Origin of the sequence: Paraburkholderia sp. PGU19 (genome assembly GCF_013426915.1) — a bacterium.
Taxonomy (GTDB): Bacteria; Pseudomonadota; Gammaproteobacteria; order Burkholderiales; family Burkholderiaceae; genus Paraburkholderia.
The window spans coordinates 865679-891888 of sequence record NZ_AP023181.1 but is presented as its reverse complement, the minus strand read 5'-3'; the positions used below and the strand labels follow the sequence as shown (position 1 = coordinate 891888).

The 26210-nt window shown below is 62.8% G+C and carries 24 protein-coding genes and 1 pseudogene; 16 read left to right on the top strand and 9 right to left on the bottom strand.

The window, feature by feature from the left end:
* Window positions 1-8: 8 nt before the first annotated feature.
* The 8 genes from H1204_RS33900 (at window position 9) to H1204_RS33865 (ending at window position 8289) form a co-directional block, all read left to right on the top strand.
* A complete protein-coding gene (locus H1204_RS33900) occupies window positions 9-803 on the top strand; it encodes an ABC transporter permease (RefSeq protein ID WP_180734865.1) in 795 nt (264 codons plus the stop codon).
* Window positions 804-826: 23 nt separating this feature from the next.
* Window positions 827-1123 (top strand): (2Fe-2S)-binding protein, encoded by a 297-nt coding sequence (locus tag H1204_RS33895; protein WP_346015775.1) that lies wholly within the window; start codon window positions 827-829, stop codon window positions 1121-1123.
* Window positions 1120-2553, top strand: a complete 1434-nt coding sequence (locus H1204_RS33890; protein WP_180734863.1) for an FAD/NAD(P)-binding oxidoreductase — start codon at window positions 1120-1122, stop codon at window positions 2551-2553. Before H1204_RS33895 ends, H1204_RS33890 begins: the two co-directional genes overlap by 4 nt.
* Window positions 2546-3673 (top strand): FAD-binding oxidoreductase, encoded by a 1128-nt coding sequence (locus tag H1204_RS33885; RefSeq protein WP_180734862.1) that lies wholly within the window; start codon window positions 2546-2548, stop codon window positions 3671-3673. The genes H1204_RS33890 and H1204_RS33885 overlap by 8 nt, the downstream gene beginning before the upstream one ends.
* Window positions 3674-3693: 20 nt before the next feature.
* Complete coding sequence (locus tag H1204_RS33880; protein WP_007744238.1) at window positions 3694-4740, top strand: extracellular solute-binding protein; 1047 nt, start codon at window positions 3694-3696, stop codon at window positions 4738-4740.
* Window positions 4741-5110: 370 nt separating this feature from the next.
* Window positions 5111-5764: a peroxiredoxin gene (locus H1204_RS33875; protein ID WP_180734861.1), complete on the top strand. Its 654-nt coding sequence runs from the start codon at window positions 5111-5113 to the stop codon at window positions 5762-5764.
* Window positions 5765-5870: 106 nt separating this feature from the next.
* Window positions 5871-6941 (top strand): MBL fold metallo-hydrolase, encoded by a 1071-nt coding sequence (locus H1204_RS33870; protein WP_180735126.1) that lies wholly within the window; start codon window positions 5871-5873, stop codon window positions 6939-6941.
* 433 nt (window positions 6942-7374) lie between these two features.
* Window positions 7375-8289 (top strand): glycosyltransferase family 2 protein, encoded by a 915-nt coding sequence (locus tag H1204_RS33865; RefSeq protein WP_243468950.1) that lies wholly within the window; start codon window positions 7375-7377, stop codon window positions 8287-8289.
* A gap of 14 nt (window positions 8290-8303) precedes the next feature.
* On the opposite strand, the gene H1204_RS33860 is transcribed toward H1204_RS33865, so the two are convergent.
* On the bottom strand, window positions 8304-9746 hold the full coding sequence (locus H1204_RS33860) for a PLP-dependent aminotransferase family protein (protein ID WP_180734860.1): 1443 nt from the start codon (window positions 9744-9746) through the stop codon (window positions 8304-8306).
* A gap of 249 nt (window positions 9747-9995) precedes the next feature.
* On the opposite strand from H1204_RS33860, the gene H1204_RS33855 reads away from it, so the two are divergent.
* The 3 genes from H1204_RS33855 (at window position 9996) to H1204_RS33845 (ending at window position 13929) form a co-directional block, all read left to right on the top strand.
* Window positions 9996-11447, top strand: a complete 1452-nt coding sequence (locus tag H1204_RS33855) for an amino acid permease (protein WP_180734859.1) — start codon at window positions 9996-9998, stop codon at window positions 11445-11447.
* Complete coding sequence (locus tag H1204_RS33850; RefSeq protein ID WP_180734858.1) at window positions 11447-12679, top strand: FAD-dependent oxidoreductase; 1233 nt, start codon at window positions 11447-11449, stop codon at window positions 12677-12679. The genes H1204_RS33855 and H1204_RS33850 overlap by 1 nt, the downstream gene beginning before the upstream one ends.
* A 101-nt stretch (window positions 12680-12780) precedes the next feature.
* Window positions 12781-13929: a branched-chain amino acid ABC transporter substrate-binding protein gene (locus tag H1204_RS33845; RefSeq protein WP_180734857.1), complete on the top strand. Its 1149-nt coding sequence runs from the start codon at window positions 12781-12783 to the stop codon at window positions 13927-13929.
* 868 nt (window positions 13930-14797) lie between these two features.
* Here H1204_RS33845 and H1204_RS33840 read toward each other — a convergent pair.
* The 6 genes and pseudogenes from H1204_RS33840 to H1204_RS33815 form a co-directional block, all read right to left on the bottom strand.
* Complete coding sequence (locus tag H1204_RS33840) at window positions 14798-15262, bottom strand: GNAT family N-acetyltransferase (protein WP_180734856.1); 465 nt, start codon at window positions 15260-15262, stop codon at window positions 14798-14800.
* Window positions 15263-15376: 114 nt separating this feature from the next.
* Window positions 15377-15502, bottom strand: a pseudogene (locus H1204_RS33835) (DotU family type IV/VI secretion system protein); the annotation flags it as partial.
* Window positions 15503-15530: 28 nt separating this feature from the next.
* The gene (locus H1204_RS33830; protein WP_180734855.1) at window positions 15531-16340 is read right to left on the bottom strand and encodes an alpha/beta hydrolase; all 810 of its coding nucleotides are present in this window, start codon (window positions 16338-16340) and stop codon (window positions 15531-15533) included.
* Between the two features lie 48 nt (window positions 16341-16388).
* Window positions 16389-16523, bottom strand: a complete 135-nt coding sequence (locus tag H1204_RS33825) for a DUF3563 family protein (protein WP_180734854.1) — start codon at window positions 16521-16523, stop codon at window positions 16389-16391.
* A 309-nt stretch (window positions 16524-16832) separates the two neighbouring features.
* The gene (locus tag H1204_RS33820; RefSeq protein ID WP_180734853.1) at window positions 16833-17666 is read right to left on the bottom strand and encodes a class I SAM-dependent methyltransferase; all 834 of its coding nucleotides are present in this window, start codon (window positions 17664-17666) and stop codon (window positions 16833-16835) included.
* A 148-nt stretch (window positions 17667-17814) separates the two neighbouring features.
* Entirely contained in the window at window positions 17815-18192 is a 378-nt protein-coding gene (locus tag H1204_RS33815) for a GFA family protein (protein ID WP_180734852.1), read from the bottom strand.
* A 167-nt stretch (window positions 18193-18359) separates the two neighbouring features.
* On the opposite strand from H1204_RS33815, the gene H1204_RS33810 reads away from it, so the two are divergent.
* Window positions 18360-19415 carry an AraC family transcriptional regulator gene (locus H1204_RS33810; RefSeq protein ID WP_243468949.1) on the top strand — a complete coding sequence of 352 codons (1056 nt, stop codon included), beginning with the start codon at window positions 18360-18362 and terminating at the stop codon, window positions 19413-19415.
* A gap of 419 nt (window positions 19416-19834) precedes the next feature.
* Window positions 19835-20521 carry an HAD family hydrolase gene (locus H1204_RS33805; RefSeq protein ID WP_180734850.1) on the top strand — a complete coding sequence of 229 codons (687 nt, stop codon included), beginning with the start codon at window positions 19835-19837 and terminating at the stop codon, window positions 20519-20521.
* A gap of 25 nt (window positions 20522-20546) precedes the next feature.
* Here H1204_RS33805 and H1204_RS33800 read toward each other — a convergent pair whose 3' ends face one another.
* Complete coding sequence (locus H1204_RS33800; RefSeq protein WP_180734849.1) at window positions 20547-21407, bottom strand: LysR family transcriptional regulator; 861 nt, start codon at window positions 21405-21407, stop codon at window positions 20547-20549.
* A 202-nt stretch (window positions 21408-21609) separates the two neighbouring features.
* Here H1204_RS33800 and mdtD point away from each other — a divergent pair, with 202 nt between their 5' ends.
* Complete coding sequence (gene mdtD, locus H1204_RS33795; protein WP_243468948.1) at window positions 21610-22998, top strand: multidrug transporter subunit MdtD; 1389 nt, start codon at window positions 21610-21612, stop codon at window positions 22996-22998.
* 8 nt (window positions 22999-23006) lie between these two features.
* Here the strand turns inward: mdtD and H1204_RS33790 are convergent, their stop codons facing one another.
* Window positions 23007-23924, bottom strand: coding sequence for a LysR family transcriptional regulator (locus tag H1204_RS33790; RefSeq protein WP_180734847.1), 918 nt, complete (start codon window positions 23922-23924; stop codon window positions 23007-23009).
* 137 nt (window positions 23925-24061) lie between these two features.
* On the opposite strand from H1204_RS33790, the gene H1204_RS33785 reads away from it, so the two are divergent.
* Both H1204_RS33785 and H1204_RS33780 read left to right on the top strand, forming a co-directional pair.
* On the top strand, window positions 24062-25000 hold the full coding sequence (locus tag H1204_RS33785; RefSeq protein WP_180734846.1) for a hydroxymethylglutaryl-CoA lyase: 939 nt from the start codon (window positions 24062-24064) through the stop codon (window positions 24998-25000).
* 8 nt (window positions 25001-25008) lie between these two features.
* On the top strand, window positions 25009-26160 hold the full coding sequence (locus H1204_RS33780; protein ID WP_180734845.1) for a CaiB/BaiF CoA-transferase family protein: 1152 nt from the start codon (window positions 25009-25011) through the stop codon (window positions 26158-26160).
* The last annotated feature ends 50 nt before the right edge of the window (window positions 26161-26210 follow it).

The following is a 26210-nucleotide window of genomic DNA, read 5'->3' as shown; positions in this document are numbered from 1 at the left end:
GAAACATCATGCGCAAGAACGGCCCCATTGCACTCGCGTTCCATACCGTCGTGATTCTCTTCGTGCTGGCGCCACTGGCGATCGTCGTGCTGGTCGCCTTCACGCCCGACGAAACCTTGACGCTGCCCACGCACGGTTTCTCGCTGCGCTGGTTCCGCGCGATTCTCGACTATCCCGACTTCATCACGGCTTTCTTCAACAGCCTGAAACTGGCCTTCGCGTCGGCGACGCTCTCGCTCGTCGTGGCATTGCCTGCGGGCCTGGCGATTGGCCGCGCGCGCTTTCCGGGGCGCAATTTTCTCAATGCACTGCTGCTGTCGCCGCTCGTGATTCCCGGCCTCGTGCTCGGCATCGCGATGCTGCGCTTCTTCGCGCTGATCGGCGTGACGGGTTCTTTCGCGTGGCTGATTCTTGCGCACATGGTCGTGATCACGCCGTTCGTGATGCGCCTCGTGCTTGCGTCGGTGAGCGGACTGGACCGCAGCATCGAGCACGCGGCGTCGTCGCTCGGCGCCGACGCGTGGACCACGTTCCGCCGCATCACGCTGCCGATGATCGTGCCCGGCATCACGGGCGGCTGGCTGCTCGCGTTCATCAACAGCTTCGACGAACTGACGATGTCGATCTTCGTCACGTCGCCGCAGACGGTCACGCTGCCCGTGCGGATGTACATGTACGCAACCGAATCGATCGATCCGATGATGGCGTCCGTCTCCGCGCTCGTCATCTTCATCACGGCGGGCGCGATGCTGCTGCTCGACCGTGTCTACGGGCTCAACCGCATTCTGATTGGCCAGCACTGATGGCTTCTTTCTTTTCCGCTCACATGTCCCGTTCCAACAGCCAGTTGCTGCGCGTGGCCGAAGCCGGACGCGCGCCCGTGTCGTTCTTTCTCGATGGCGTCGAAGTCGGCGCGCTGACGGGCGATACCGTGCTGACGGCAATTCTGATGCAGCAACGCCACGTGCGTCATAGCGAATTCAGCGGTGAGCCGCGCGCGGGCTTTTGCATGATCGGCGCGTGCCAGGACTGCTGGGTGCGCTGCGAAGACGGCACGCGGATTCGGGCGTGTTCGACGCTGGTGAAAGACGGCATGCGCATCGTGACGAAGGGTGCGCGATGAGCAGCGGGCGACAGGTGGTGATCGTCGGCGCGGGCCCTGCGGGGATTCGCGCGGCGCAGACGCTGGTGGCGGCGGGCATCCGGCCCATCGTGCTCGATGAGAACGCGCGTTGGGGCGGACAGATCTATCGTCAGCCGCCTGCCGATGCGGGCTTCACGCGCAGCAAGGCGACGCTGTATGGCTTCGAGTCGAAGAAGGCTGATGCCGTGCACGAGACGATGCGCGCGCTTCTGCCGCAGATCGACTATCGGCCGGACACGCTCGTATGGTCGTGCGAAGGCCGCAGGCTCGACACGATCCGCAATGGCCGCGAGGCGAGCGTCGCGTTCACGCAGTTGATCATCGCGAGCGGCGCGACGGATCGCGTGTTGCCCGTGCCGGGCTGGACGTTGCCCGGCGTTTATACGCTCGGCGGCGCGCAGGTTGCGCTGAAGGCGCAGGGAAGCGCGATCGGGCGGCGCGTCGTGCTGGCGGGCACGGGTCCGTTGCTGTATCTCATTGCGTATCAATACGTGAAGGCAGGCGCGCGGATCGAAGCCGTGCTCGACACGAGCGCGTGGTCGAAGCAGGTCGCGGCGGTGCCGAAGCTCATCAATCAGCCTTCGACGTTCGCCAAGGGCATCTATTACGTGGCGTGGCTCAAGGCGCGCGGCGTCAGGATGGAGCGTGGCGTGACGCTGGTCGGCATCGACGGCGAAGAGGGCGTGGCGGGCATTCGCTTCAAGGCATCGCATGAGAGCGAGCGCATCGAAACGATTACCTGCGATGCCGTTGGCCTCGGCTTCGGCTTGCGCCCGGAAACGCAACTCGCGGACCTCGCCGGATGCCGCTTCCGCTTCGATACATTGAACGGCTGCTGGTTGCCTGAGCGCGACGCGGCAGGGCGCAGCTCGGTGGCGGGCATCTATCTCGCTGGCGATGGCGCGGGTATCGCAGGCGCGGACGCCGCTGAACTCGCGGGCCGACGTGCGGCGCTCGCGCTGCTCGACGATCTCGGCATTGAGCATCCCGCGCACGCGGATGGCCTCGATCCCGCCACGCTCGAACGCCGCTTGCAACGCATCGCCGTGTTTCGCGCAGGCATCGAAGCGGCCTTTGCGCCGCCCTCACAACCCGCGAAGCACTGGCCCGACGACATGACCGTCTGCCGCTGCGAAGAAGTCGATGCGGGCACATTGCGCCGCTGCATTCGTGGCGGCGAGGCCAGCGAGATCAACCGGCTCAAGGCGTTGACGCGTGTCGGCATGGGCCGCTGCCAGGGGCGCATGTGCGGCGAAGCGGCCATTGCGCTGCTGAGCGAGGAAACGGGACGTCCGCCGGAAAGCGTCGGGCGTCTGCGCAGTCAGGCGCCCATCAAGCCCATTCCCATCTCGCCGATGCTGTTCGACGACGTCGTCGCCGCGATTCCCGAGGAGGCACGCGATGAGTGACGCCGTCCACTATCAGGTCGTGATCGCGGGCGGCGGGCTGGTCGGCTCGTCGGCGGCGCTGGCGCTCGCGCGGCGCGGCGTGCGCGTCGGCCTGTTCGAGCGGCGCTATTGCGGCGCGCAGGCGAGCGGCGTCAACTACGGCGGCGTGCGATGCCAGGGACGCCCCGCCGAACAGATGCCGCTTGCGATGCGCGCGCGGCGCGTCTGGGACCGCTTGCCGGAACTCATTGGCATCGACGGGGAACTCGTCGTGTCGGGACATCTGCGTCTGGCGCGGCGCGACAGCGATTTTGCCGTGCTCGAAACGTGGGCCGCGATGGCGCGCGAACACGGGCTCGAAACCGAACTGCTGGCAGGCGCGGCGTTCCGCAAGCGTTATCCGTGGCTCGGCGAAGCGGCGCTGGGTGGCTCGCTGTGCATGAGCGATGGTCACGCGAATCCGCGCCTCGTGTCGCCCGCTTTCGCTCGCGCGGCGCAACGGGCGGGCGCCGTGGTACGCGAGCAAACCGCGCTCACCGATATCACGCACGACGGCTCGCGCTTCCAGATTCGCGCGGGCGACGAACGCATCACGGCCGACTGGCTGATCAACAGCGCGGGCGCGTGGGCGAACACCGTCGCGGGCTTTTTCAACGAAGCCGTGCCGATGAAACCGATCTATCCCAACATGTGGGTGACCGAGCCGCTGCCGCGCTTCGTGACGCACAACCTGGGCGTCGTGGGCGGCGGCGTGTACGCGCGCCAGGTCGAACGCGGCAACTGCGTGATCGGCGGCGGGCGCGGACATGGCGACGGCGAATACGCGCAACCGTCGACGCAAACCACACGCGCTGTGATGCGCGACGCGTGCGCGCTGCTGCCCGCATTGCGCGACGCATTGCTGATCCGCACGTGGAGCGGCGTCGAAGGCGAGACGCCCGACAGCAATCCCGTGATCGGCGCGAGCCAGAAGGTGCCGCGCCTGCTGCATGCATTCGGTTTTTCGGGCGGCGGCTTTTTGCTTGCGCCCGGTGTCGGCGAAGTGATGGCCGACCTCGTGATCGACGGCGAGACCTCGACGCCGCTCGATGCGTTTGCGATCGGCCGCTTCAACCGAAGCGCGATCCCCGCTGTTCTTTAATCCTGTCAAGGAGACCCACAATGAAGCTGTCAAGCACGGTCGCGGCGCTGGCCGCCGTGTTCGCGATCGGGGCGGCCGCGCCCGCCTGGTCGCAAACCAAAACGATCTATATCGGCATGAACGGCGGCCCGATGGAGAAGGCGTACACGAGCCAGGTGCTGCCCGACTTCGAGAAGGCGAACAACGTGAAGGTGGTCGTGGTGCCGGGCACCTCGTCCGATGTGCTCGCGAAACTGCTCGCCAATCGCAACAGCCCGCAGATTCACGTTGCGTTTCTCGATGACGGTGTGATGGCGCGCGCCGTCAGCATGGGTGTGTGCCAGAAGCTCGACGACGCGCCCGTGCTGAAAGAGCTGTATCCGTTTGCGCGCATGAAGGATGACATCGGCGCTGGCGTGCAGCTCGGCATGACGGGCATCGGCTACAACACCAAACTGTTCGCGGAGAAAGGCTGGGCGCCGCCCACATCGTGGATGGACTTCGCCAATCCGAAGTACAAGGGCAAAGTGGTGTTTCAGTCCGCGTCGAGCAGCACGTTCGGCCTGCACGGCTTTCTCGCGATCAACCGTTTGATGGGCGGCAACGACCAGAACGTCGAGCCGGGTTTCAGCAAATGGTCGAGCACGGTTGGACCGAACGTCGTCGAGTACATTCCCAATTCGGCGAAGCTCTCGGAGATGGTGCAAACGGGCGAAGCGGGGCTCTTCCCGCTGACGCCGACGGCGGTCGGCGATCTGCAGGACAAGGGCATTCCTGTCGGCTACGCGAATCCGAAGGAAGGCGCAGTCTTGCTGCTGGTCGACCTGTGCGTCGTGAAGAACAACGCCGATCCGCAGCTTGCGCAAAAGCTCGCGCAGTTCCTGTTGTCGGCGCCGGCTCAATCGAAAGCGGCGGCAGCGGGCAAGCAGATTCCGACCAACGAGCACGCGACGATGACGCCCGCGATGCAGAAGAGCCTCGGCAATCTGGATGATCTGGTGAAGAAGGTGACGGTCGTCGATTGGGATTCGATCAACGCGCACCGCGCGCAATGGGATCAGCGCTGGAACCGGCAGGTCGAGCAGTAATGGTCTGATGCGCGGCGAGTGGGGAGTGCCGCTCGCCGCCGTGCGCCAGGACTTCGCGCACCCCTTCTGCCTGTGCCGTGACGAACAGACAGGCCCGAAAATATCCGGCGCGCTGACAAACTGCACACGAAACGTGTAATTTGTTCTACGCTATAAAAGTTACCTGCTGCGCATGTACGCTCGTCTCGCGTTGGTGCCGATCGGGAGCCGCCGCGAACCGTTGCGCACACGCCGGGTCGTACGGCATCATGACCGGCGGCTAACGTCAGAAGTTCTCTAAGCTGATTCCTGATAACCCGCTGGCCGTCGTTACAACGACGGTGGCGGCATCCGACGCATCGTTTGGAACCTGTTACCACGGAGAAAGAAGATGGCGATTCGACTAGGAGAAGTAGCGCCCGATTTCACGGCGGAGACCACAGAAGGCACGATTCGATTTCACGAATGGATCGGCGATAGCTGGGCAATCCTGTTCTCGCATCCAAAGGACTTCACCCCCGTCTGCACGACGGAACTGGGCTACATGGCGGGACTCAAGCCGGAATTCGACAAGCGCAACACGAAGATCATCGGACTAAGCATCGACCCCGTCAGCGATCACCAGAAATGGGTGAAGGACATCGAGGAGACGCAGGGCAACGCGATCAATTATCCGATGATCGGCGACGCCGATCTGAACGTCGCGAAGCTCTACGACATGATTCACCCCGAAGCGAGCGGCGGCCCGCGCACGGCTGTCGACAACGCGACGGTGCGTTCGGTGTTCCTGATCGGGCCGGACAAGAAGGTGAAGGCGATGCTCGTCTATCCGATGAGTTCGGGCCGGAATTTCGACGAAGTGATGCGTTTGCTGGACTCGCTGCAACTGAACGCGAAGCACACGGTCGCCACGCCCGTGAACTGGAAACCGGGCGAGGACGTGATCATTCCGACGTCCGTGTCCGACGAAGCGGCCAAAGAGAAGTATCCGCAGGGCTTCAAGACGTTGAAGCCGTATCTGCGTTACGTGCAGCAACCCAAGTGAGACCTTGAGCGACGGTCCGGCGCGCGCAGTTGTGAAGCGCGCGCCGGCGTGATTGCTATTCGCAACAGAGGCGTTTTCCGACACACGTTGAGAGACCGTGAGCGTGCTGATCTTCCGACAACTGTTTGACCAGCAATCGTCTACCTACACCTATCTGCTCGCTGACAGCGACACACGCGAGGCCGTACTGATCGACCCCGTGTTCGAGCAGACGCGCCGCGATGCCGCGCTGCTCGACGAACTCGGCCTGCGCCTGCTCTTTACGATCGACACGCACGTCCATGCAGATCATGTGACAGGCGCGTGGCTGCTGAAAAAACGCACGGGCAGCCAGATCGCGATATCGGCGGCGAGCGGCGCGGAGGGAGCGGACCGCTATGTCAGCCACGGCGATTCGATTTCCTTCGGTGCACGGCAACTGCGTGTGCGTGCGACGCCTGGTCATACGAATGGCTGCATCAGTCTCGTGCTCGACGACGAGTCGATGGCCTTCACGGGCGATTGTCTGCTGATTCGCGGCACCGGTCGCACGGACTTTCAGAACGGTAATCCGCATGCGCTGTTTCGCGCGGTGCATGAGCAGCTTTTCTCGTTGCCCGAAAGCTGTCTGTTGTATCCGGCGCACGATTATCGGGGCCTGACGGTGACGAGCGTGGCCGAAGAGCGGCGCTTCAATCCACGGCTGGGGGGTGAGCTTTGCGAGGACGATTTCGCGGGCTATATGACCAATCTCGGCCTTGCGCATCCGCGGCAAATCGATGTCGCCGTTCCCGCGAACATGCAATGCGGTGTCGCGGCCAGCGATCCGTCGCTAAAGCCGCAACCCGAATGGGCGCCGCTGACCTACACGTTCGCGGGGATCTGGGAAATTCATCCACAATGGCTCGAAGAACATCTGCAATCGGTGCAGATCGTCGATGTGCGCGAGCCCGACGAATTCGACGGCCCGCTTGGACGCATTCCCGAAGCGAAGCTGATTTCACTCGGCAGTCTGGCGAAACGCGTGGCGGAACTCGGCAAAGAACGTCCTATTGTCACGGTCTGTCGCGCGGGCGGCCGTTCGGCGCAGGCGACCGTGATGCTTCGCCAGGCAGGGTTCGAGGACGTCGCGAATCTCGCGGGCGGCATGTTGCGCTGGCGCGCTGAAGGCCGGGTCGTCGAAAACGGCGGTCTGTAGGCCTGTAGGCGCCACTTCAAAAGTACTTCTCCCTTTCGTCTGACACATCCCCTCGACACGCTGCGCGACGCGGAAAGAAATGCGCGCGTGCGCTGTGTCTTTTCTATCGTCAGGTAGCTTCTTCCCACTGAGTGCACGCTGTAAAGGTGCGCAGCCTCCGAATGTGTAAGGTGTACTGTATATATCGTTCGAGCCGGTAGAAACTGGCGAACGTTAGTGCATTTCATGGCCCATTAAAATAGTTCGCGATGCTTATCAATATCGATGCCATGTACATTGCGATCTGATCCCGCCCTTGGACAACACCTCATGGATTTCGGACAATCCTCTCGCGTGATCTCGCCATGCGCCGTTGCCGCTGATCATACGTGCTAGCGTTAGTCGAGCGGTTTCATGCATGTCGCGACGACAGGGAGTGATGATGGAGGGAGTGATGGAACGGCGCACTGTCGACGAGATGAAAGAGGTGCATGCGACACGTGTCGCGGTCGTTATCGCAACGAAAGGGCGTCCCGATGCAATACCCAACGCGCTTGCATTTCTCGCACGTCAAACTATGACGCCTTGTGTCGTCATTCTCTCCGCTACGAATGAAGCCGACGTCGGTGAAAAGTACCCGACACCATTTCCCGTGATGCGTATCTTCGGATCAGCCGGTTTGCCCACGCAAAGGAATCGCGCGCTCGATGCGCTCCCATGCGATATCGACATCGTCGCATTCTTCGACGACGACTACGCGCCATGCCGCGACTGGATCGAGCAATGCGCGCGGATGTTCGAGTCCAATCCGGCCGTGCTCGGCGTGTCGGGAAAAACAGTGCAGGATGGTTCGAAAGGCTGTCCGCTGACGTGGGATAACGCCCGGCGCATCGTGACCGATGCGGAAAGTGCGGCGAGTGAGCCGCATGCGCTGACGCCGTGCATTTCTCTCTATGGCTGCAACATGGCGTGTCGCATGAGCGCAATGAGTGGCCTGCGTTTCGATGAGAGACTCGTGCTGTATGGCTGGCTCGAAGACAAGGACTTTTCATGCCGGCTGTCGAGCCGTGGTCCCATCGTGCGATGCGCGCAAATGAGCGGCGTGCATCTCGGCATGGCATCGGGCCGCGTGTCGGGGAAGCGGTTCGGCTATTCGCAAGTTGTGAACCCGAACTATTTGCGGCGCAAGGGCGAGATGTCGCGCAGTGAAGCGGCGCGTTATATCGCCAGGGCGCTTGTGATGAACGCGCTCAAGTCATTGAGACCCGAGCCGCATCTCGACCGTCAGGGACGCCTGATCGGCAATCTTCTCGGCCTGATCGCCATTGCTTCGGGATCGGGCGATCCGGAACAGGCCGCGAAACTGTAGCGCCAGGCGCGCAATCAGATGGTGCCGAACAACGCACGCGGGCGATCGCGCAACGCTTGCGCGAGCGTTTGCAGCGCGCTCACCAGTTGTTCGCGCGAAGACGCGCACGCGAGATTGATCCGCACGCCATGCTCGACCTCGGCGCGATCGACCGCAAAGGCCGATGAAGGCATCACGACCACGCCGCGCGCTTTCGCATTAGCGGCGAAATCGTCGGCGCGCCACGGCGGCGGCAGCTTGAGCCACACGAACATGCAAGCGGGGTCGGACTCCAGCCACTCTTGCGGCAGAATCTGCCGCGCAAGATCGTGACGCACGCGGATCTCGGCGAGCTGCGCGTCCATGATGCGTCGCGCCGTGCCGTCCTCGATCCAGATGGTCGCGATCAGCATCGACATCGGCGCGGGCATCCACGCGGTCGTGCGCACCGCTTCAGCGGCGAGCGCGGAGCGCTCGGACGGACTCAGCAGGTAACCCAGCCGCAGCCCCGGCGCGAGTATCTTCGACGTCGCGGCGATGTGAAACGTCAGCTCCGGGCACAGGCTTGCGAGCGTAGGCAGACGCTGCGAGACGAGCGGACCATACACGTCGTCTTCGATGATCGCGACGCCATAACGCCGCGCGATATCGACGAGCGCCACGCGGCGCTCCAGGCTCATCGTCGTCACCGTCGGGTTCTGCAGATTCGGCACTGTAAAAATCGCCTTGACGGGCACGCGGCTGCAAATGCGTTCGACTTCATCCGTGATCAGCCCGTCGCGGTCGCTCGGCACGCTGACGATCTCGAACTGGAACACGGGCGCGAGCGCCTTCAGGCCGTAATACGTGAGCCGGTCGGCGACGATCACGCCGTCCGTGCCGATCAGGCTGTTGAGCACGGCATAGAGGCCATGCTGCGCGCCGCTCGTGACAACGAGATGCTCCTGCGACGGCGTGAAGCCGGGCCCGGCCATCCACTTCGCGCCCGCCGCTCGCGCCCAGTCGGGACCTTGCGGCGGCTGATATTCCTGTAGCGACGCATAGCGCGGATCGCGCGGCAGATCGGCGAGCGTGGTCGCGAGACACGACAGGAACTCGCCCGTCGCCGGCCGGTTAACGGTCAGATCGATCGCGCCGCCGGGTGCGGCATTGGGCGCGATCGCGGTTTCGACGCGCGGCATCGCGCCGCCCGTCACGAGCGAGCCGCGCCGCTTGCTGCCGATCACCAGGCCGCGCAGCTGCAATTCCTTATAAGCGCGCGACACCGTCGACACATTGATGCCGAGTTCGGTGGCGAGCTGACGCTGCGGCGGCAGACGGCTGCCGGGCGGATAGACCCCGCCGCGAATCTCGTCCTCGATCGACGCCGATACCTCGATATAGGTCGCGCGTTTTGTCTGGACCGGATCGCCGTTTGTCTGGTCCACCTCGGCTGCGGCGCCGTTGCTGTGTGCTGCCTTGTCTCTGCTGGAAGCCATTGTCTCGCCCTGTCTCCATACAAAACAGGCTTTGTCTGCCTGTTTGTGCCAGTTCGCCGGATTTTATACCAGATACGCATGCGTGCCACTGCTTTCAAGCCTGGCAAGGACTACGCCCGTCAACGCCAGGGAAAGTCCTGGACCATACAATGACGTTTTTAATTGCACACAAAAAAATGTTGTGTGATTCTTTGAATCAGGTTTTGTGTGGTTTTTGAATTGCAGGATCGAGCTGGAAGGAGATTTCGCATGGCAGAGAGCAGGACAAACACCCGCGCATCGCACGACACACAGGAGAGCGCCACGCCCCGTCTTGGCGTCGCATTGCGTCAGCGGCACGTCACGATGATTTCGCTCGGCGGCATCATCGGCGCGGGGCTTTTCGTGGGCAGCAGCGCGACGCTCAACACGGTTGGGCCGGCTGCGTGCCTGTCGTATCTGGTGGCGGGCATCGTGGTGCTGTTCGTGATGCGCATGCTCGGCGAGATGGCGCTCGGCGTGCCGGGCGTCGGGTCGTTCACCGAATACGCGCGCATTGGTCTCGGCGACTGGGCGGGCTTCACGAGCGGCTGGCTCTACTGGTACTTCTGGGTGATCGTGGTCGCCGTGGAAGCGGTGGCGGGCGCGGCGATCCTGCAGCGCTGGATACCCGCACCCGTGTGGATGATCGGGCTGGTGCTGCTGTCGTTGATGACCTTCATCAATCTGATGTCGGTGAAGTCGTACGGCGAATTCGAGTTCTGGTTCGCGTCGATCAAGGTCGCGGCCATCATCGTGTTCATCGCGATCGGCGCGGCATGGGTGTTCGGCCTGGGCCATACGCACAGCGCGTGGAGCAATCTGACGGCCACAAAGGGCTTCTTGCCGTTCGGCACGATGTCGGTGTTCGCGGCCGTGCCGACCGTGATCTTTGCGGTCGGCGGCGCGGAGATCGCGACCATCGCCGCCGCCGAATCGGACAACCCCGCGAAGAGCGTCGCCGCGATGACCCGCTCGGTGATCCTGCGCGTGATCACGTTCTATGTCGGCTCGATGTTCCTGATTGCGTGCATCGTGCCGTGGACCAGCATCGTGACGGGCCATTCGCCGTTCGTCGCCGCGCTGGAGACGATGCGCGTGCCGGGCTCGGCCGACATCATGAACGCGATCGTGCTGGTCGCCGTGCTGTCCGCACTGAATTCGGGTTTGTACGTGTCGTCGCGGATTCTGTTCCGCCTCGCGGGACGTGGCGATGCGCCGCGCGCGCTGCTGCGCCTCACGCCGTCGCGCGTGCCGCGTCTTGCGGTGCTGTTGAGCAGTGTGGTCGGCTATGTGGCGATCATCGCCGCGATCGTGTCGCCGCAGGGCGTGTTCCTGTTCCTCGTCAATGCGTCGGGTGCCGTGATGCTGTTCGTCTATCTCGCGACAGCGCTTGCGCAAATCCGCATCCGCCGACGCCTGCAACGCAACGGCGAGCAGCCCGAACTGCCGATGTGGCTCTTCCCGTGGCTCTCGTATGCGGTTGTGGTGGCGATCGTCGGCGTGCTGGTCGCGATGGGCCTGGATGCCGAACTGCGTCCGCAACTGATGGCGAGCATCGCGAGTCTCGCGTTCGCATCGGCGGCATGGCTGCTGGCGGCGAAACGGCGCAACGCGGATGACGGCACGCGCACGGGTTATCTCTCCGCAGCCGATGGACGTGCATTGTCGGGAGAGCGTTGATGGCAGAGATCGGCATTGTCGGCGCGGGTTTCATCGGGCTTGCGAGCGCCGGCTGGCTGATGCGCGACGGGCACCGCGTCACGCTGTTCGATCCGTCGGGCGTCGCGCAGGGCGCGTCGTTCGGCAACGCGGGCACGTTCGCGCCGTATGGCTGTATTCCCGTGAACAATCCTTCCGTGTTCCGCGATCTGCCGCGGTTCCTGCTGTCGAGCGAGAGTCCGTTCCGTTTGCGCTGGAGTTATCTGCCGCATGTGTTGCCGTGGCTCGCGCGTTTCATGATCAGCTCGACGCGCAAGCGTTATGAAGCGAGTGCCGGCGCGCTCGCTGCATTGCTCGCGCAGGCGCAGGACGGCTACGGGCCCTTGCTCGAACAACCGGAACTTGCAAAGTACGTGAGGCCACGGGAATGCCTGTATCTGTATTCGAGCGGCGCGTCATTCGATGCGTCGCGCGCTTCGCTGAATCTGCGCAAGCAACTCGGCGTGTCGTTCGACGTGCTGTCCGCCGCCGAGGTGCGCGAGCTGGAGCCCGCGCTTGCGCCGATCTTCGAGCGCGGCGTGCTCTTCAGCGACAGCTGGCACTTCTCCGATCCACAAGGCTTTCTGCTGTCGCTGCATGAACTGCTCGCGGCGCGTGGCCTCGAACTCGAACGCAAGAGCGTGAGCGCGATTGCGCCCACGGCAGACGGCGTCACGCTGACGACGGACGACGGCACGCCGCGCCGCTTCGATCATGTCGTCGTTGCGACGGGCGCGCGCTCCGCGAAGTTCGCGGCGCAATGCGGCGACCGCGTGCCGCTCGATACGGAGCGTGGCTACCACGTGCGCTATCGCGGCGCGACGCAACTGATATCGCGGCCTGTAGGCTGGGCCGAGCGCGGCTTTTACATGACACCGATGGACGACGGCGTGCGCGTTGCGGGGACGGTCGAACTGGGCGGCTTCAGCGACGTGCGCAACCGTTCGCTGCTGGACCTGCTGACGTTTTCTTCGAAGCGCGCGTTGCCGGGGCTGACGCAGCCCGACAGTTCGTGGCTCGGCTTCCGGCCTACGCTGCCCGACGGCGTGCCTGTGCTGGGCCGTTCGAGCGACAGCGAGCGCGTGATTTACGCATTCGGGCATCAGCATCTGGGACTGACATTGGCAGGCGTGAGCGGGCGCATCGTGGCCGATCTCGTCGCACGGCGCGCGCCGCCGCTCGATTTGTCGCGCTATGCGCCGACGCGGTTCTGAGGCGACGCATACGCATGTGTTCAAGGACGACTTCGAGGCGTCGCGCATCGGGTCAGTCGACAGGCAAAGAGCGCGACATTTTCTAATGACAGGAGCGCATCATGAATCGACGTACATGGCTGATCAGGTTAGCGGTTTGCGCTCTGGCGGCGCATGCTTCATTCGCATTTGCCGCGGACCCGGAAATCGTCAAGATAGGTTTTGTCGGCCCGTTGACGGGACCCGTCGCGCGGGTCGGCAAGGACCTGCAATACGGCGCGCAACTTGCGCTCGATGAAGAAAACGCGAAGCATCCGATCATTGCGGGCAAGCCCGTCAAGTTCGTGCTCGACGTGCAGGACGATCAGGCCGATCCGCGCGTCGCGATTCAGGTTGCGCAGAAGCTCGTCGATGAAGGCGTGGTCGGCGTGATTGGCCACTACAACTCGGGGTGCAGCATTCCGGCATCGACTGTGTATCACAACGCCAATGTCGCGATGATCACGCCTGGCTCGACCAATCCGCAGCTGACGAAGCAGGGCTACAAGAACGTGTTCCGCACGATGGGGCATGACGGTATTGGCGGCGTGGTGGCGGGGCATTTCGTCGTCGAGCAGATGAAGGCGAAGCGCATTGGCATCATCGACGACCGCACGGCGTTCGGGCAAGGTCTCGCCGATGCGTTCGAGAAAGGGGTGAAGGAAGCGAACGGCAATATCGTGTCGCGCGAATTTACCAACGACAAGGCCGTCGATTTCCGCGCGATTCTCACTTCGCTGAAGAGCAAGAATGTCGATGTGATTTTCTTTGGCGGGCTGGATGAGCAGGGCGCGATGCTGGTCAAGCAGATGCGTTCGCTGGGGATGCAGACGCAGTTGTTTGGCGCGGGTGCGTTGAAGAGTAATGCGTTCTTGCAGATTGCGGGTTCTTCGGGTGAGCGCACCCAGGATCTTGAGCCGGGTCCCGCGCTTGATAAGTTGCCTGCGGCGCAGGACTTTGGCAAGCGCTATAAGGCGCGGTTCAACCAGGATGTCGAGCTGTATGCGCCTTTTGCATATGATGCTGCGCTTGCTATGTTGAAGGCGATTCATGATGCTAATTCGCTTGATCGCGAGAAGATTGTTGAGAGTTTGGCTAAGGTGTCGTTGACGGGTGTTACTGGGAAGATTACTTTTGATCCTTATGGGGATCTGATTAAGCCGCCATATACGCTCTTTGAGGTGCAGCAGGGGCAGTGGAAGAGTGTTAAGACTGTGGGTGGAGGAGTGTGACGGTTGGGTTGGTTTGTCATTGCGCTGGCAGCCGCGTTGCGCCTTCGCGGCGCGCGCGGTTTGTTTTTTTGCCTTTGCGGTGGCATCTTCGATGTGATGTTTCGCTGCGCAGGCCTAGGCGTTGTGTGCTTGTGTTTGCGCTGGCATCCGCGTTTCGTTATCTAGCTTCAAGCGTCGCCCCTGTGCGGGGCGGCACCTACTTTTCTTTGCCGCCGCAAAGAAAAGTAGGCAAAAGAAAGCGGCTAACACCGCCAGGTCTAGTTTCTGCCTGAGGGCCCCCAACGGGTCTTACGCTTCACACGGCAACCTGCTTGTTCCGCGTTGGTTGCCAGCGCGCTTGCGGTGCGCCTCACCCGCTTCACGCACCCGCGTCGCAGCACGCCGTGCCAGATAGTCATCTGCCGCCCAGGTGGCAAACTGTGTGTAGGCTGTAGTGCCTAGCACGCCTCACTCCGAACCGGTAACGCATGCGTTCCACCCTGTAAGAGCGCTACCCTATACGACGCGACAACCTACACACAGTTTGCCACCTGGGCGGCGCAAACCATTAGCTGCCGCTAGCCCTTGTGCGGGTGTTTGAAGTGGGTGAGGCGTTCATTCAGCGCGTTGGCAACACGCGCGAACAAGGACGTTGCCGTTTGAGGCGTAAGACCGGTTGGGGGCCCTCAGGCAAAAAGAAATGTTGGCGGTGTTAGCCGCTTTCTTTTGTCTACTTTTCTTTGCGGCGGCAAAGAAAAGTAGGTGCCGCCCCGCACAGGGGCGACGCGTGAAGCTAGATAACGTATCGCGGATGCCAGCGCAAAGGCAAGCACACAACGCCAAGGCCTGCGCAGCAACCATCACATTGCGGATGCCCGCAAAAAAACCTTCAAATCTCAAGCTCCAGAAACTGCGTCCCTTCGACAGGATTAAAAACATAAGCAGAAATCGGCCTGAACCCTAAAGAAGCATAGAGCCGCTGCGCAGTCTGCATAGTTGGCAGCGTATCGAGCCGCATCCTCCGATACCCCGCTTCCTTCGCAGCATGCACGACGGCCTGCGCAAGAAGTGTCCCGATTTGATGTCCGCGTCCTTCGGGCCGCACATAAAGCCGCTTCATCTCGCAGATGTCGAATTCAAAAGGCCGCAGTGCAACGCTACCGATCACGCGCTCGTCGCGCCACGCGAGCAATATGGTGCCACGCGGCGGCGAGTACTTACCGGGCAGCGTGGCCAGTTCCTCGTCGAACGCCTGAAAGCCAAGGTCAATACCAAGACCATCCGCGTACTCGCGGAAAATCGCCCGCACGGCCTCGATTTCGTCGGGAAAACGAGCGGGCCGAATATCGATCATCGAAGTCTTCCTGCAATGCGTGATGTATGCAAGTGTAGTCGCGGATCCCAATACGTTCACACCAAAGAGAAAGCGACAAAAGGAGAGGCGCCCGGCACGAAGAAGGGCAAGAGATCAGGGCAACGAGATAGTCAGATTCGCCGACTGCGGCCCAAGCCGGATAATCTGCGAGTAAGGCGCAAGCGTCCGCAACGTCGCATCCTTCAGATAGGCATTGAGCCCAGGAAGCGCAACCAGCCCAACAGACGCAACAACAACCTTGACGCCTTCAAGCGATCGCATCCGCCTCCGCAATATGCCGCACGATGGCCGCATTGACTTTATCGGCGTGCGTGAGCGGTCCCATATGTCCTGCACCTTCGACGATGGCCAGGCGCGCCGCTGGCAGCAGCATCGGCAATCGCTCGGCAATCGCGCGGGTCGGAATGGGCGCGTGCTGGCCGCGCATGATCAGCGCGGGGACACGCAAACCTGTGTACGCGCTGGCCGGCGTGCGCTCGTCGAGCAGTGCGCGGAAGTCGAGTGGCGCCTTCGGTGCCCAACGCGTCAGTGCGTCCTGCACCGAAGGCCGCAGTGCTTCCCACGCGCCCCGGCCGCCCCAGTAATCGACGAATGAGGCTGCCGCGCCCCGATAGTCGCCACAGCTCACGCCATCGGCGGTGCGCTTCGAAATCGCGACGATTTCCGCAAGCGCGTGCGCTCCATACGAGCCCATCATCTTGAGCAGATGAAACGCCGAGGGCTCGTATAGCGTCAGACTCGCGATACGCTCGGGCCGCTCGACGGCTGCGCGCAACGCCACGCCACCGCCATACGAGTGGCCAACGAGATGCACCTTGCCACGCGATGCGTCGATGATGCCGATGGTCCTCGCGGCCTCGTCGGCGAGCGTGAACGCGCGCTCGCCGCTCCACGGGCCCGTGCTGTCGCAGCCGTAGTGCTCGGGCGCGACGAACGCGTGACGCGAGCCAAGCGCTTCGCCGAGCTTGCGCCATTGCGCCGCTCCCGAGCCAGAGCAATGCAATGCGATCACCGAACTTGCGGATGACGAGGCTTGCGACGCGACTGTGCTGTCCATGTTGTTGAGGGAGTTAGAAAGTTGGATCGGGACGTCGGCGGGTGTGCCTCAGTCAATTTCGCTTGCATGCATGCGGCGTTCGAGTTCGCCCATGTCGACCGCGGATGCGAGGTACGCGTCGCGGCGACTGTGTTCAGCACGGTCAAGCGTCTTTCTCAACAACTGGAATAGATAGATGAGCATGATGTCCTCTGGTCGATCACGTGATCGATGGCGTAGCGGCATGAATGCCGTGTACTCGCAGAGTCCATGCCACATTGCTGCAAGCCTCGTCTGGCGGACCTTTTAGCTGTCTCTGCGGGTTTAAGGCCGGGCGAAGCGTCGTTGCGCGGCCGACAAACCTTGAATGGAAGTTGGACTGAAACAGACACGTGTGCCGTGTCGCGGCGCATCGTGGAACGACTTCGCCGCGCACCCAGCGCAGCGAAGTCAATTGATGCGGGAAAAGCGGCGTCTGTATGAAGCGACCAGACGACCCGCATCAGACTCCATTCACACGCGCTCCACCACGACTTCGAGATACTCGCTCGGCAGGACGAGCGTCGCGTCGTTCGAACGGTTACGGCTCTCGATCAGCGCCATCAGATCGCGAAGAAAGGCCGCCTGCGGCTCGCCTTCGAGCGCGGCAAACGCCTTGTTCATCGGCCCATAGAACGTGCGGAACACGTCGACGAAATGTTCCGGCGAACGGTAGCGGAACGTGAAATCGCGGCTCGTCGCGATGATGCTCCGGGCGTTCGCGCTGAAAAGCGCTTCCAGGCGCGCCTTCGTGCCCCAGAGTGCTGGCGACATCACGCCTGCCGGCGGTGGAATGTACTTGCCGATCGTCTTGAATAGCTGCCCGATGAAACTCTCCGGCGTCCAGTTCGCGAGACCAATCCGTCCGCCCGGCTTGCAGACGCGCACGAGTTCCGCGGCCGCTTTCTCCCGGTCGGGCGTGAACATCACGCCGAAGGTCGACATCACGATGTCGAATGAGGCATCCGCGTAGGGCAGCGCTTCAGCGTCCGCTTGCTGGAACTGCACCGGGAGCCCTTCGGCTTGCGCGCGCGCACGTCCGGAATCGAGCAGCGAGGCGACGTAGTCCGTCGATGTGACGTCGCAATAGCGGCGCGCTGCGGCAAGCGTCGCGTTGCCGTTGCCGGCGGCAACGTCGAGCACGCAACTGCCGGAACGCACATCGAGCGCTTCGCAAAGGTTCTCTCCGACGATTTGCAGCGTGGTGCCAACAACAGCATAGTCGCCCGTCGACCAGGCCGCCTGCTGGCGGACCTTGACGGCGGTGAAGTCTGCAACGGATGCGAAAGCAGAATCAACAGCGGACATAAAGAACTCCTGAAAGGCCAGGGCAGCGATGCGAAAATGCATCGTAGTGCTGCGTGTCTGATGGCGCCGCGAATGCTTGCATGCGACCATGCCCGCGCGGCGAACGGGCAATCGAACTGATCTGGACGACGCGACGGCTACTCGGCCGTTACTCGATAGCGTTCATGGGCAGCTCGGACTCCGGGTAGTGAACGTGCACACCCGCTGCATACGGGAAGTCGTCTACAACCGCGGCATATACATCAATGAGCCCGAGTCCCGGATGCTCGGTGAAGAGGTGTCCGCCGCATAACCTGCACCACTTGCGATAACTGTGCGGTGTCTTGTTGTACGTGCTGATGTCGTCGGCACCATGTGTGACGCGCAGCGCGCCGGGGATCCACAGCGTGAATGCATTGATCGGGCTGGCCGACCAGCGGCGGCACGACTCGCAATGGCAATAGCCCATTCCCGCGGGCTCTCCACTCAACGTGAACTGCACGGCGCCGCAAAAGCATTGGCCTCGATAGATGTCCGCGCGACTCATATTTGTCTCCGGATAACGAGGTGGCCGCGCCTTTGACGTTCCATGAGCGCTTCACCGTTCACTGGTGCAGAATTGCATGGCTGCCAGTATCGGCACACAAGCCGGTTCGAGGAATGACCAGGCGTCCAGATGTTTTGCGCAGGACGCCGAAACTGATGGGCGCTGTCATGGATGCTTTCTCTGATGTCCTTCGCGTGGTGCGTCTCGGAGGGGCGGTGTATCTAAACGCCGACTTAACCGCGCCATGGTGTGTGGTCGGGGAAGTCACGTCGGATTTGTGCGCCACGTTCCTGCCGCGCGCTGAACGCATCGTGTCCTATCACCTCATCACTGAAGGCAGTTGCTGGGCTACCCTCGTCGACGATCCTGCTTCTGCGATTCGTGTCGATGCAGGAGAACTTCTCGTCGTACCGCAAGGCGAAGCGCATCTGATGGGCAGTTCGCTGGACGTCGCGCCTGCGCCTTCAGAAGACCTGATGTCGAAGTATCTGAACACCTCGCCGGGCGAAGTGATGACGTTGAATTACGGCGGCGGTGGTGCGCACACGCGGATCATCTGCGGCTTTCTTGCCTGCGACGATTCGTTGACGAACCCCGTCCTTTCGGCACTGCCACGGCTCTTCAAGGTCGACATGCGCGACGATCCACAATCGGCGTGGCTCGAATCGTCGTTGAAACTTGCCGCCAATGAGGCTGCCGACTGGCGCGTGGGCAGCGCGATCGTGCTCTCACGGCTTTCGGAGTTGCTGTTCGTAAAGGCGGTGCAACGTTGCATCGAGGCGTTGCCGGCAGATCGCAAGGGTTGGCTCGCGGGCGTGGGCGATCGTTTCGTTGGCCGCGCACTCGCCATGCTGCATGCGCAGCCCGCATATGGCTGGACCGTCGAAGAGCTCGCACGCAAGGTTGGTCTTTCGCGCTCGGCGCTTGCGCAGCGCTTCACGGAACTGCTTGGCCAGCCGCCCATGCAGTACCTCGCCCGATGGCGCTTGCAGATCGCCGCGCAGGCGTTGCGGGATGGAAACCCGACGCTTGCGGCAGTGGCCGAGCAGGTCGGGTATGAATCGGAGGCCGCATTTAATCGCGCGTTCAAGCGGGAGTTCGGCATGCCGCCCGCCAGTTGGCGGCGCAGCAAGGGTCTGGCGGATGGCCGCGATTCGATCGACGCAAACGCCGATACGCGAATCGGTGACGATTCGTCTGACGAGCGTTTGGTGGCGGGTTAGGGCGTTTAGCTAAGCAAGGTAATGGGCGGGCACGTGGCCGGAGAGAATACTGGCTTGTTGCCTGGATCGGTAACGCATCGCTTGTTAGTTCGCAACTAACCGTCTGCCGCCGCCCACGCCCCCAAACGACTCCCCCGCAGCTTCTGTCTACAGGCGGAGGGCGATATACCCGCTTCCCCAGACATGCAAGTGCCAACCCGCCAAAGAGCGGCCGCACAACGCCTCCACGCACCATCTACGGCGCGCGTCGATCGACAGTGCTAGTCTTTGCGCTGATCGCGCATACCGCCCGTCGCGAACTTCATCGCGCTTCGCGGCTCTTAGCGCAAACGGCGACGCGTCGTGGGCCGCATCTGCGCCCATCGGCGCACCGTCCACCGTGCTCAACGGGCACAGACGACCGAGGCGAGGTAACGTGAATGAACACACCATCAAGCAACGACGTTGTCTTTCTGTTCGACGTCGATAACACGCTGCTCGATAACGATCACGTGCTGACTGACCTGCGCACGCACATGACGCGGCAGTTCGGTGAAGAAAATAGCGCGCGCTACTGGGAGATCTTCGAGGATCTGCGCAGCGAGCTCGGCTATGCGGACTACCTTGGCGCACTGCAGCGCTATCGAACCGAGCACCACGACGACACGCAGCTATTGCTGATGTCGTGTTACCTGATCGACTATCCGTTTGCGAACCGCGTATTCCCCGGGGCGCTCGATGCGCTGCGCTATGCGAGCGAATTCGGCAAGACGGCGATTCTGTCCGATGGCGACGTCGTGTTCCAGCCGCGCAAGGTGTCGCGCTCGGGCCTGTGGGACGAAGTCGAAGGACGCGTGCTGATCTACATACACAAGGAGCAGATGCTCGACGACGTGATCGCGCATTATCCGGCGCGTCATTACGTGATGGTCGACGACAAGCTGCGCATCCTCACCGCGATGAAAGAGCAATGGGGCGACCGCCTGACGACGATCTTCCCGCGCCAGGGTCACTATGCGCTCGATGCCAAGGAGATCGCGAAGTATCCCGACCCTGACATTACGATCGAAAGAATCGGCGAACTGACGTCGATCGACTTCGACGCGTTGACGGCCAAGCGGCGTTGAGCGACGAATAAAGCGCGCCGCGCCGCTATTCGCTCATCCATTCGCCGCTCAGATCGCTGCTTTGCAGCAACTCCAGCAGCGTGCCCGCCGGCTGACTCAGCCGCTTCGCCGCCAGCGCAATGAATTCGACGTCGGGCAGCGCGGGCAAGCTCGCGCTGTTCACAGGCGGCGCGAGCCCGCGCGCGGACACGTACTGCGATTTCGCCGTCAACCCCAAGCCGCCACGCGCGGCAGCGATGCAGCCCGCGTGGCTGCTGCTGGTGCACACCACTTCCCAGCCGAAGCCTTTTTCGGCGAGCGCATTCAGCACGACGGCGCGCGTCACGCTCGGCTCCGCCACGAGCACCAGCGGCAACGGTTGTTCGAGATCGACGATCGTACCGGGCCGCGCAATCCATTCGAGGCGCGAACGCAGCAGCGGCGTACCGCGCCGTTCGCCCAGACGCCGCTTGCCGACCAGCAGATCGATCAAACCGGCATCGAGCAGTTCATACAGGCGGCTCGTCATGCCGATCGTGATCTCCAGTTCCACATCGGGATGGGCCGCGCGAAACGCGGCCAGCACGTTCGGCAATGCGCCGAGCGCGATATCGTCGGACGTGCCCAGGCGCACGCGTCCCTTCAGCCTCGGTTTGCGGAACTGCGATTCGGCGCGATTGATGGCCTGCAGGATCACGTTGGCATGCACGAGCAGTGCTTCGCCGTCGGCGGTCATCGCGAGCGAATGCGTGTCGCGTACGAACAGCCGTCTGCCGACGCTCTCTTCGAGTCGGCGAATATGTTCACTGACGCTCGACTGATTCAGGTCGAGCCGTTTGCCCGCTTCGGTAAAGCTGCGGCAGGTGGTGACAGTGGCGAACGTCCTGAGCCAGAGAGGATTGAGCATGCGGCATTGTCATCGGCATTTGCGATGACAGTCAATGCCTTCAGGTGACTTCCCGATTGCCGGTGAAATCGATACCATGAGCGCTGCATCTGGATTTGGACGAATCGGCCTGATCGCCGGTTCGGCGAAACGCCCGTTTCCGAGGCGCTGTGATCGCGACGCTATAGACAACGGCTTCCGTCGCGCCTCTCCGAACTTCATCATGACCCGCGATTCCTCACATACCGCCTTGCTCTGGATCGTCGCCGCTGCATTCTTCATGCAGGCACTCGACACGACCATCGTCAACACTGCGCTGCCTTCGATGGCGCAAAGCCTTCACGCGTCGCCGCTCGCAATGCAACCCGTCGTCGTCTCGTACTCGCTGACGATGGCGCTGCTCACTCCCGCTTCAGGCTGGTTCGCCGACCGCTTCGGCACGCGCCGCGTGTACTTCGCCGCGATTCTCGTGTTCGTGCTCGGGTCGGTGTGCTGTGCGGGCGCGCACACGCTCGATCAACTCGTGATTGCCCGCGTGCTGCAAGGCGTCGGCGGTTCGATGCTGCTGCCCATCGGGCGGCTTGCCGTGTTGCGCCGCGTGCCGGGCGAGCAGTACGTATCCGCGCTCGCGTTCGTTTCGATTGCGGGGCAGGTCGGGCCGATCGTCGGGCCGACGCTGGGCGGCTGGCTCACGCAAGCCATTTCGTGGCACTGGATTTTCCTCGTCAACGTGCCCGTCGGTGCGATCGGCCTGATCGCCGTGCAGCACTTCCTGCCGCACGATAATGCAAGCCATCCGCCGCCGTTCGATTTCATCGGCTGCGGTCTGCTGTCGCTCGCAATGATCCTGCTTTCGCTCGCGATCGATCCGCCGATGAGCGCGTATCGTGTCGAATGGTCGGTAGGTCTTGCGCTGGCGGGCGTCGTCGCGGCGCTAGCTTACATTCCGCATGCACGTTCGAGCGAGCGGCCGCTGTTCAGGCTCGCTCTGTTTAGCGAACCGAATTTCAGCATCGGCTTGATCGGCAACCTGCTGTGCCGGATCGGATCGAGCGCGGTGCCGTTCATGCTGCCGCTGCTGATGCAGGTGCAGCTCGGCTATTCGCCGCTGCGCTCGGGGCTGATGATGCTGCCCGCCGCCATCGCCGGCACCGTGTCGAAGCAATGGATCGCGCCGCTCATCAAGCGCTTCGGTTACTCGGCGTTTCTGCTCGTCAATACGATGATCGTCGGCTCGACGATCGTCGCGTTCGCGCTCGTGTCGAAACAGTCGACGCCGCTGCTGGAGATCGCGCTGCTCGCAGTGTTCGGCGCGGCCAATTCGATGCAGTTCGCCGCGATGAACAGCGTGACGCTCAAGGGTCTGTCGCATGCGGATGCGGGCAGCGGCAACAGCCTGTTTTCGATGGTGCAGATGCTGGCGATCGCGCTGGGCGTGTCGATCGGCGGCGGGCTCGTCAACCTGTTTTCTGCTGGCGTGGGCTCGGCGGCGACGGGATTCATGCTGAGCTTCGTTTGCGTCGGCGTGATCACGCTGCTGTCGGCGCTCGTGTTCCGGCGGCTCGATGTATCGCCCGCGCGGCCTGCCGTCGCGGCACGGACGGCGCGCTGATTCGCGCTTCATCGTGGCGCATGCGTGGTCTGCGCCCGTTCGACGAGATGATCGACCATGCGCTGCGCGGCAGGCTGTAGCGATTCGAAATCGCGAAAGCACACCACGAAATTCCGCTTTGCCCATTCGTCCGTCAATGGAATGACGCGCACGTCGAGAATACGCGCGTAGGTGTCGCCGACCACCTGCGGAATCACGCTGATGCCGAGCTTCGCGGCCACCACGCGAAACGCGGCATCGAAATTCGATACCACCGCCCTGTATGACACCGTGCCGCCCGCGCGCGCCGCGGCGCGCTGCAACATCATGTGCACGGACGTTGTCGGCGGCAATCCGACGTGTTCGTAGCCGAGCGTTTCCGTGAAGCGAAGCGTCGAGCGCTTCGCCAGCGGATGATCGGGATGCACGGCCAGCGCCAGCCGGTCCTCGCGATACGGCCGATGCTCCAGCCCTTCGAGATCCACGTTGTCCCAGCACACGCCGACGGACGCGGCGCCTTCGCGCAAGCGCCGCACGAGATCGTGCGACAGCCACTCTTCGACATGCACGCGGATGTTCTCGTGCGCAGGCATGCTCATGAACGACGCGACATCGTCGAGCAGGCTTTCCGCAATCGCCGATGCCGATGCGCACACGCTGACGCTGCCGCGCAGGCCACTGCCGAAGGCGGCGACGTCGCTCGCAATCCGGTCCATCGTGAACAATACGTTACGCGCATGTTCGAGCAGCGCGACGCCAGCAGGCGTGGGTTGCACGCCGCGTCGCGAGCGCGTGAAGAGCGGCACGCCGAGGTCGCTTTCGAGTTGCGCAATCCGCTTGCTGACGGCGGAAGGCTCGATGTGCTCGTCGTGCGCGGCACGCGCCATGTTCTTGTGCTCGCACACGGCTACGACGAGCCGCAAGGTTTTCAGGTCGATGTCGCGCACGCGCTGTGTCTCCTTGTGGGTTTCCTGTTCGGAAACCTGGCGCTTCCAAAATAGCGCTTTATGTATCGAATGGAATGTCTAAAGTTAGCACAACGCCGGCATGACTACGACCGGCTTGCACTTTGGAGACACCTTCCATGCCCCCATTTCCATCGAGCGCCGTGATCCGCGAAGTCGGCTTGCGCGACGGGCTGCAAAGCATCCAGACCATTCTTCTGACGCAACGGAAAATCGAATGGATCGCCGATGCTTACGCCGCCGGTCAGCGTGAAATCGAAGTCGGCTCGTTCGTGCCCGCGCATCTGTTGCCGCAACTGGCCGATACGGCGGAACTCGTCGCGTTCGCGAAGACGCTGCCGGATTTACGCGTGTCGGTGCTGGTGCCAAATCTGAAAGGCGCAGAGCGCGCCATCGATTCACGCGCCGACCTGATGCTCGTGCCGCTGTCCGCGAGCCACGCGCATAGCCTCGCGAATCTGCGCAAAACGCCCGACGAAGTGATCGCCGAGGTCGCGCGCATGCGGGCGGCGCGCGACGCTGCGGGTTCGAAGACGCTGATCGAAGGCGGCATCGGCACGGCGTTCGGCTGCACGATTCAAGGCGCCGTCGATCAGTCCGACGTGCTGCGCTGCATGCAGGCGCTGCTCGATGCGGGCGCGGATTTCGTGAGCATCGCGGACACAGTCGGTTATGCGAGCCCTGCCGCCGTGCGCGATCTGTTCGAGAAAGCGCGGCGCATCGCGGGCGACCGTTTCTGCTGCGGCCATTTCCATGACACGCGCGGTCTCGCGCTTGCGAACGTCTATGCGGCGCTGGAGACGGGCGTGGCGCGCTTCGATGCGACGCTCGCGGGCATCGGCGGCTGTCCGCACGCGCCGGGCGCGAGCGGCAATGCATCGAGCGAAGACCTCGCGTTCATGCTCGCGGACATGGGCATCGAAACGGGCATCGACATCGAACGGCTTCTGGCGTTGCGCGCGAAGGTCGCGCAGTGGCTGCCGGACGAAACCCTGCACGGCTCGCTGTGGCTCGCAGGCTTGCCCAAAACTTTCGCTAATCACACTGCTATTGCCTGAGGGCCGCCATGAACACTTCCACTCGACTGCCCCTCGAAGGCGTGCGCGTCATCGAATTCACTCACATGGTCATGGGCCCGACGTGCGGGATGATCCTCGCGGATCTCGGCGCGGAGGTCATCAAGATCGAGCCACCGGGCGGCGACAAGACGCGCAAGCTGCCGGGTCTGGGCATCGGATTTTTCCGCACGTTCAATCGCAACAAGAAAAGCGTCGTGCTCGATATCAACACGCCCGAAGGCCACGCAGCCGCTGAAGAGTTGATCGGTCAGTGCGACGTCATGCTCGAAAATTTCCGGCCTGGCCTGATGACGAAACTCGGGCTCGATTACGACACGTTGTCGAAGAAGTTTCCGCGCCTGATTTACGTGTCGCACAAGGGCTTTCTGCCGGGGCCGTATGAAAAGCGCCTTGCTCTGGATGAAGTCGTGCAGATGATGGGCGGCCTTTCTTATATGACGGGGCCAGTGGGGCGGCCGTTGCGCGCGGGTACGTCGGTCAACGACATCATGGGCGGCATGTTCGGCGCGATCGGCGTGCTGGCTGCGTTGCGCGAGCGCGACTTCACAGGGCGCGGTCAGGAAGTGCAAAGCGCGCTGTTCGAGAACTGCGTGTTTCTCGCCGGTCAGCATATGCAGCAGTACGCGATGACGCAGGAAGCGCCACCGCCGATGCCTTCGCGCGTATCGGCGTGGAGCGTCTATGACGTGTTCACGCTGGCGAACGACGAGCAACTGTTTATCGGCGCAGTGAGCGACAAGCAGTTCGTCACGCTCTGCGACGTGATCGGACGACCCGATCTCGCCGATGAACCGCAATTCGCGGACAACGCGATGCGCGTCGCCGTGCGCCCTGAGTTGCTTGCACGGCTTGGCGACATCCTCAAGCATCACCGCGCTGACGAACTCGCGCCGAAGCTCGAAGCAGCGGGCATTCCGTACGCACCGATCGTGCGTCCCGATCAACTTTTCGACGATCCGCATCTGAAGCAAAGCGGCGGTCTCGTGCCGATGCAAACCGACGACGGCGACACGACGGAAGTCGTGTTGCTTCCGCTGACGATGGGCGGGCGCCGGCCCGGCGTGCGTCAGGCGCTGGCGAAGGTTGGCGAGCATACGCAGGAGATTCTGGCGCGGCTGACGGGCAGAGCGGCCGCCTGATCGCGTAGCGGGCGAGCAAGCAAAGACACGAACAAATCATAAGCCATCAG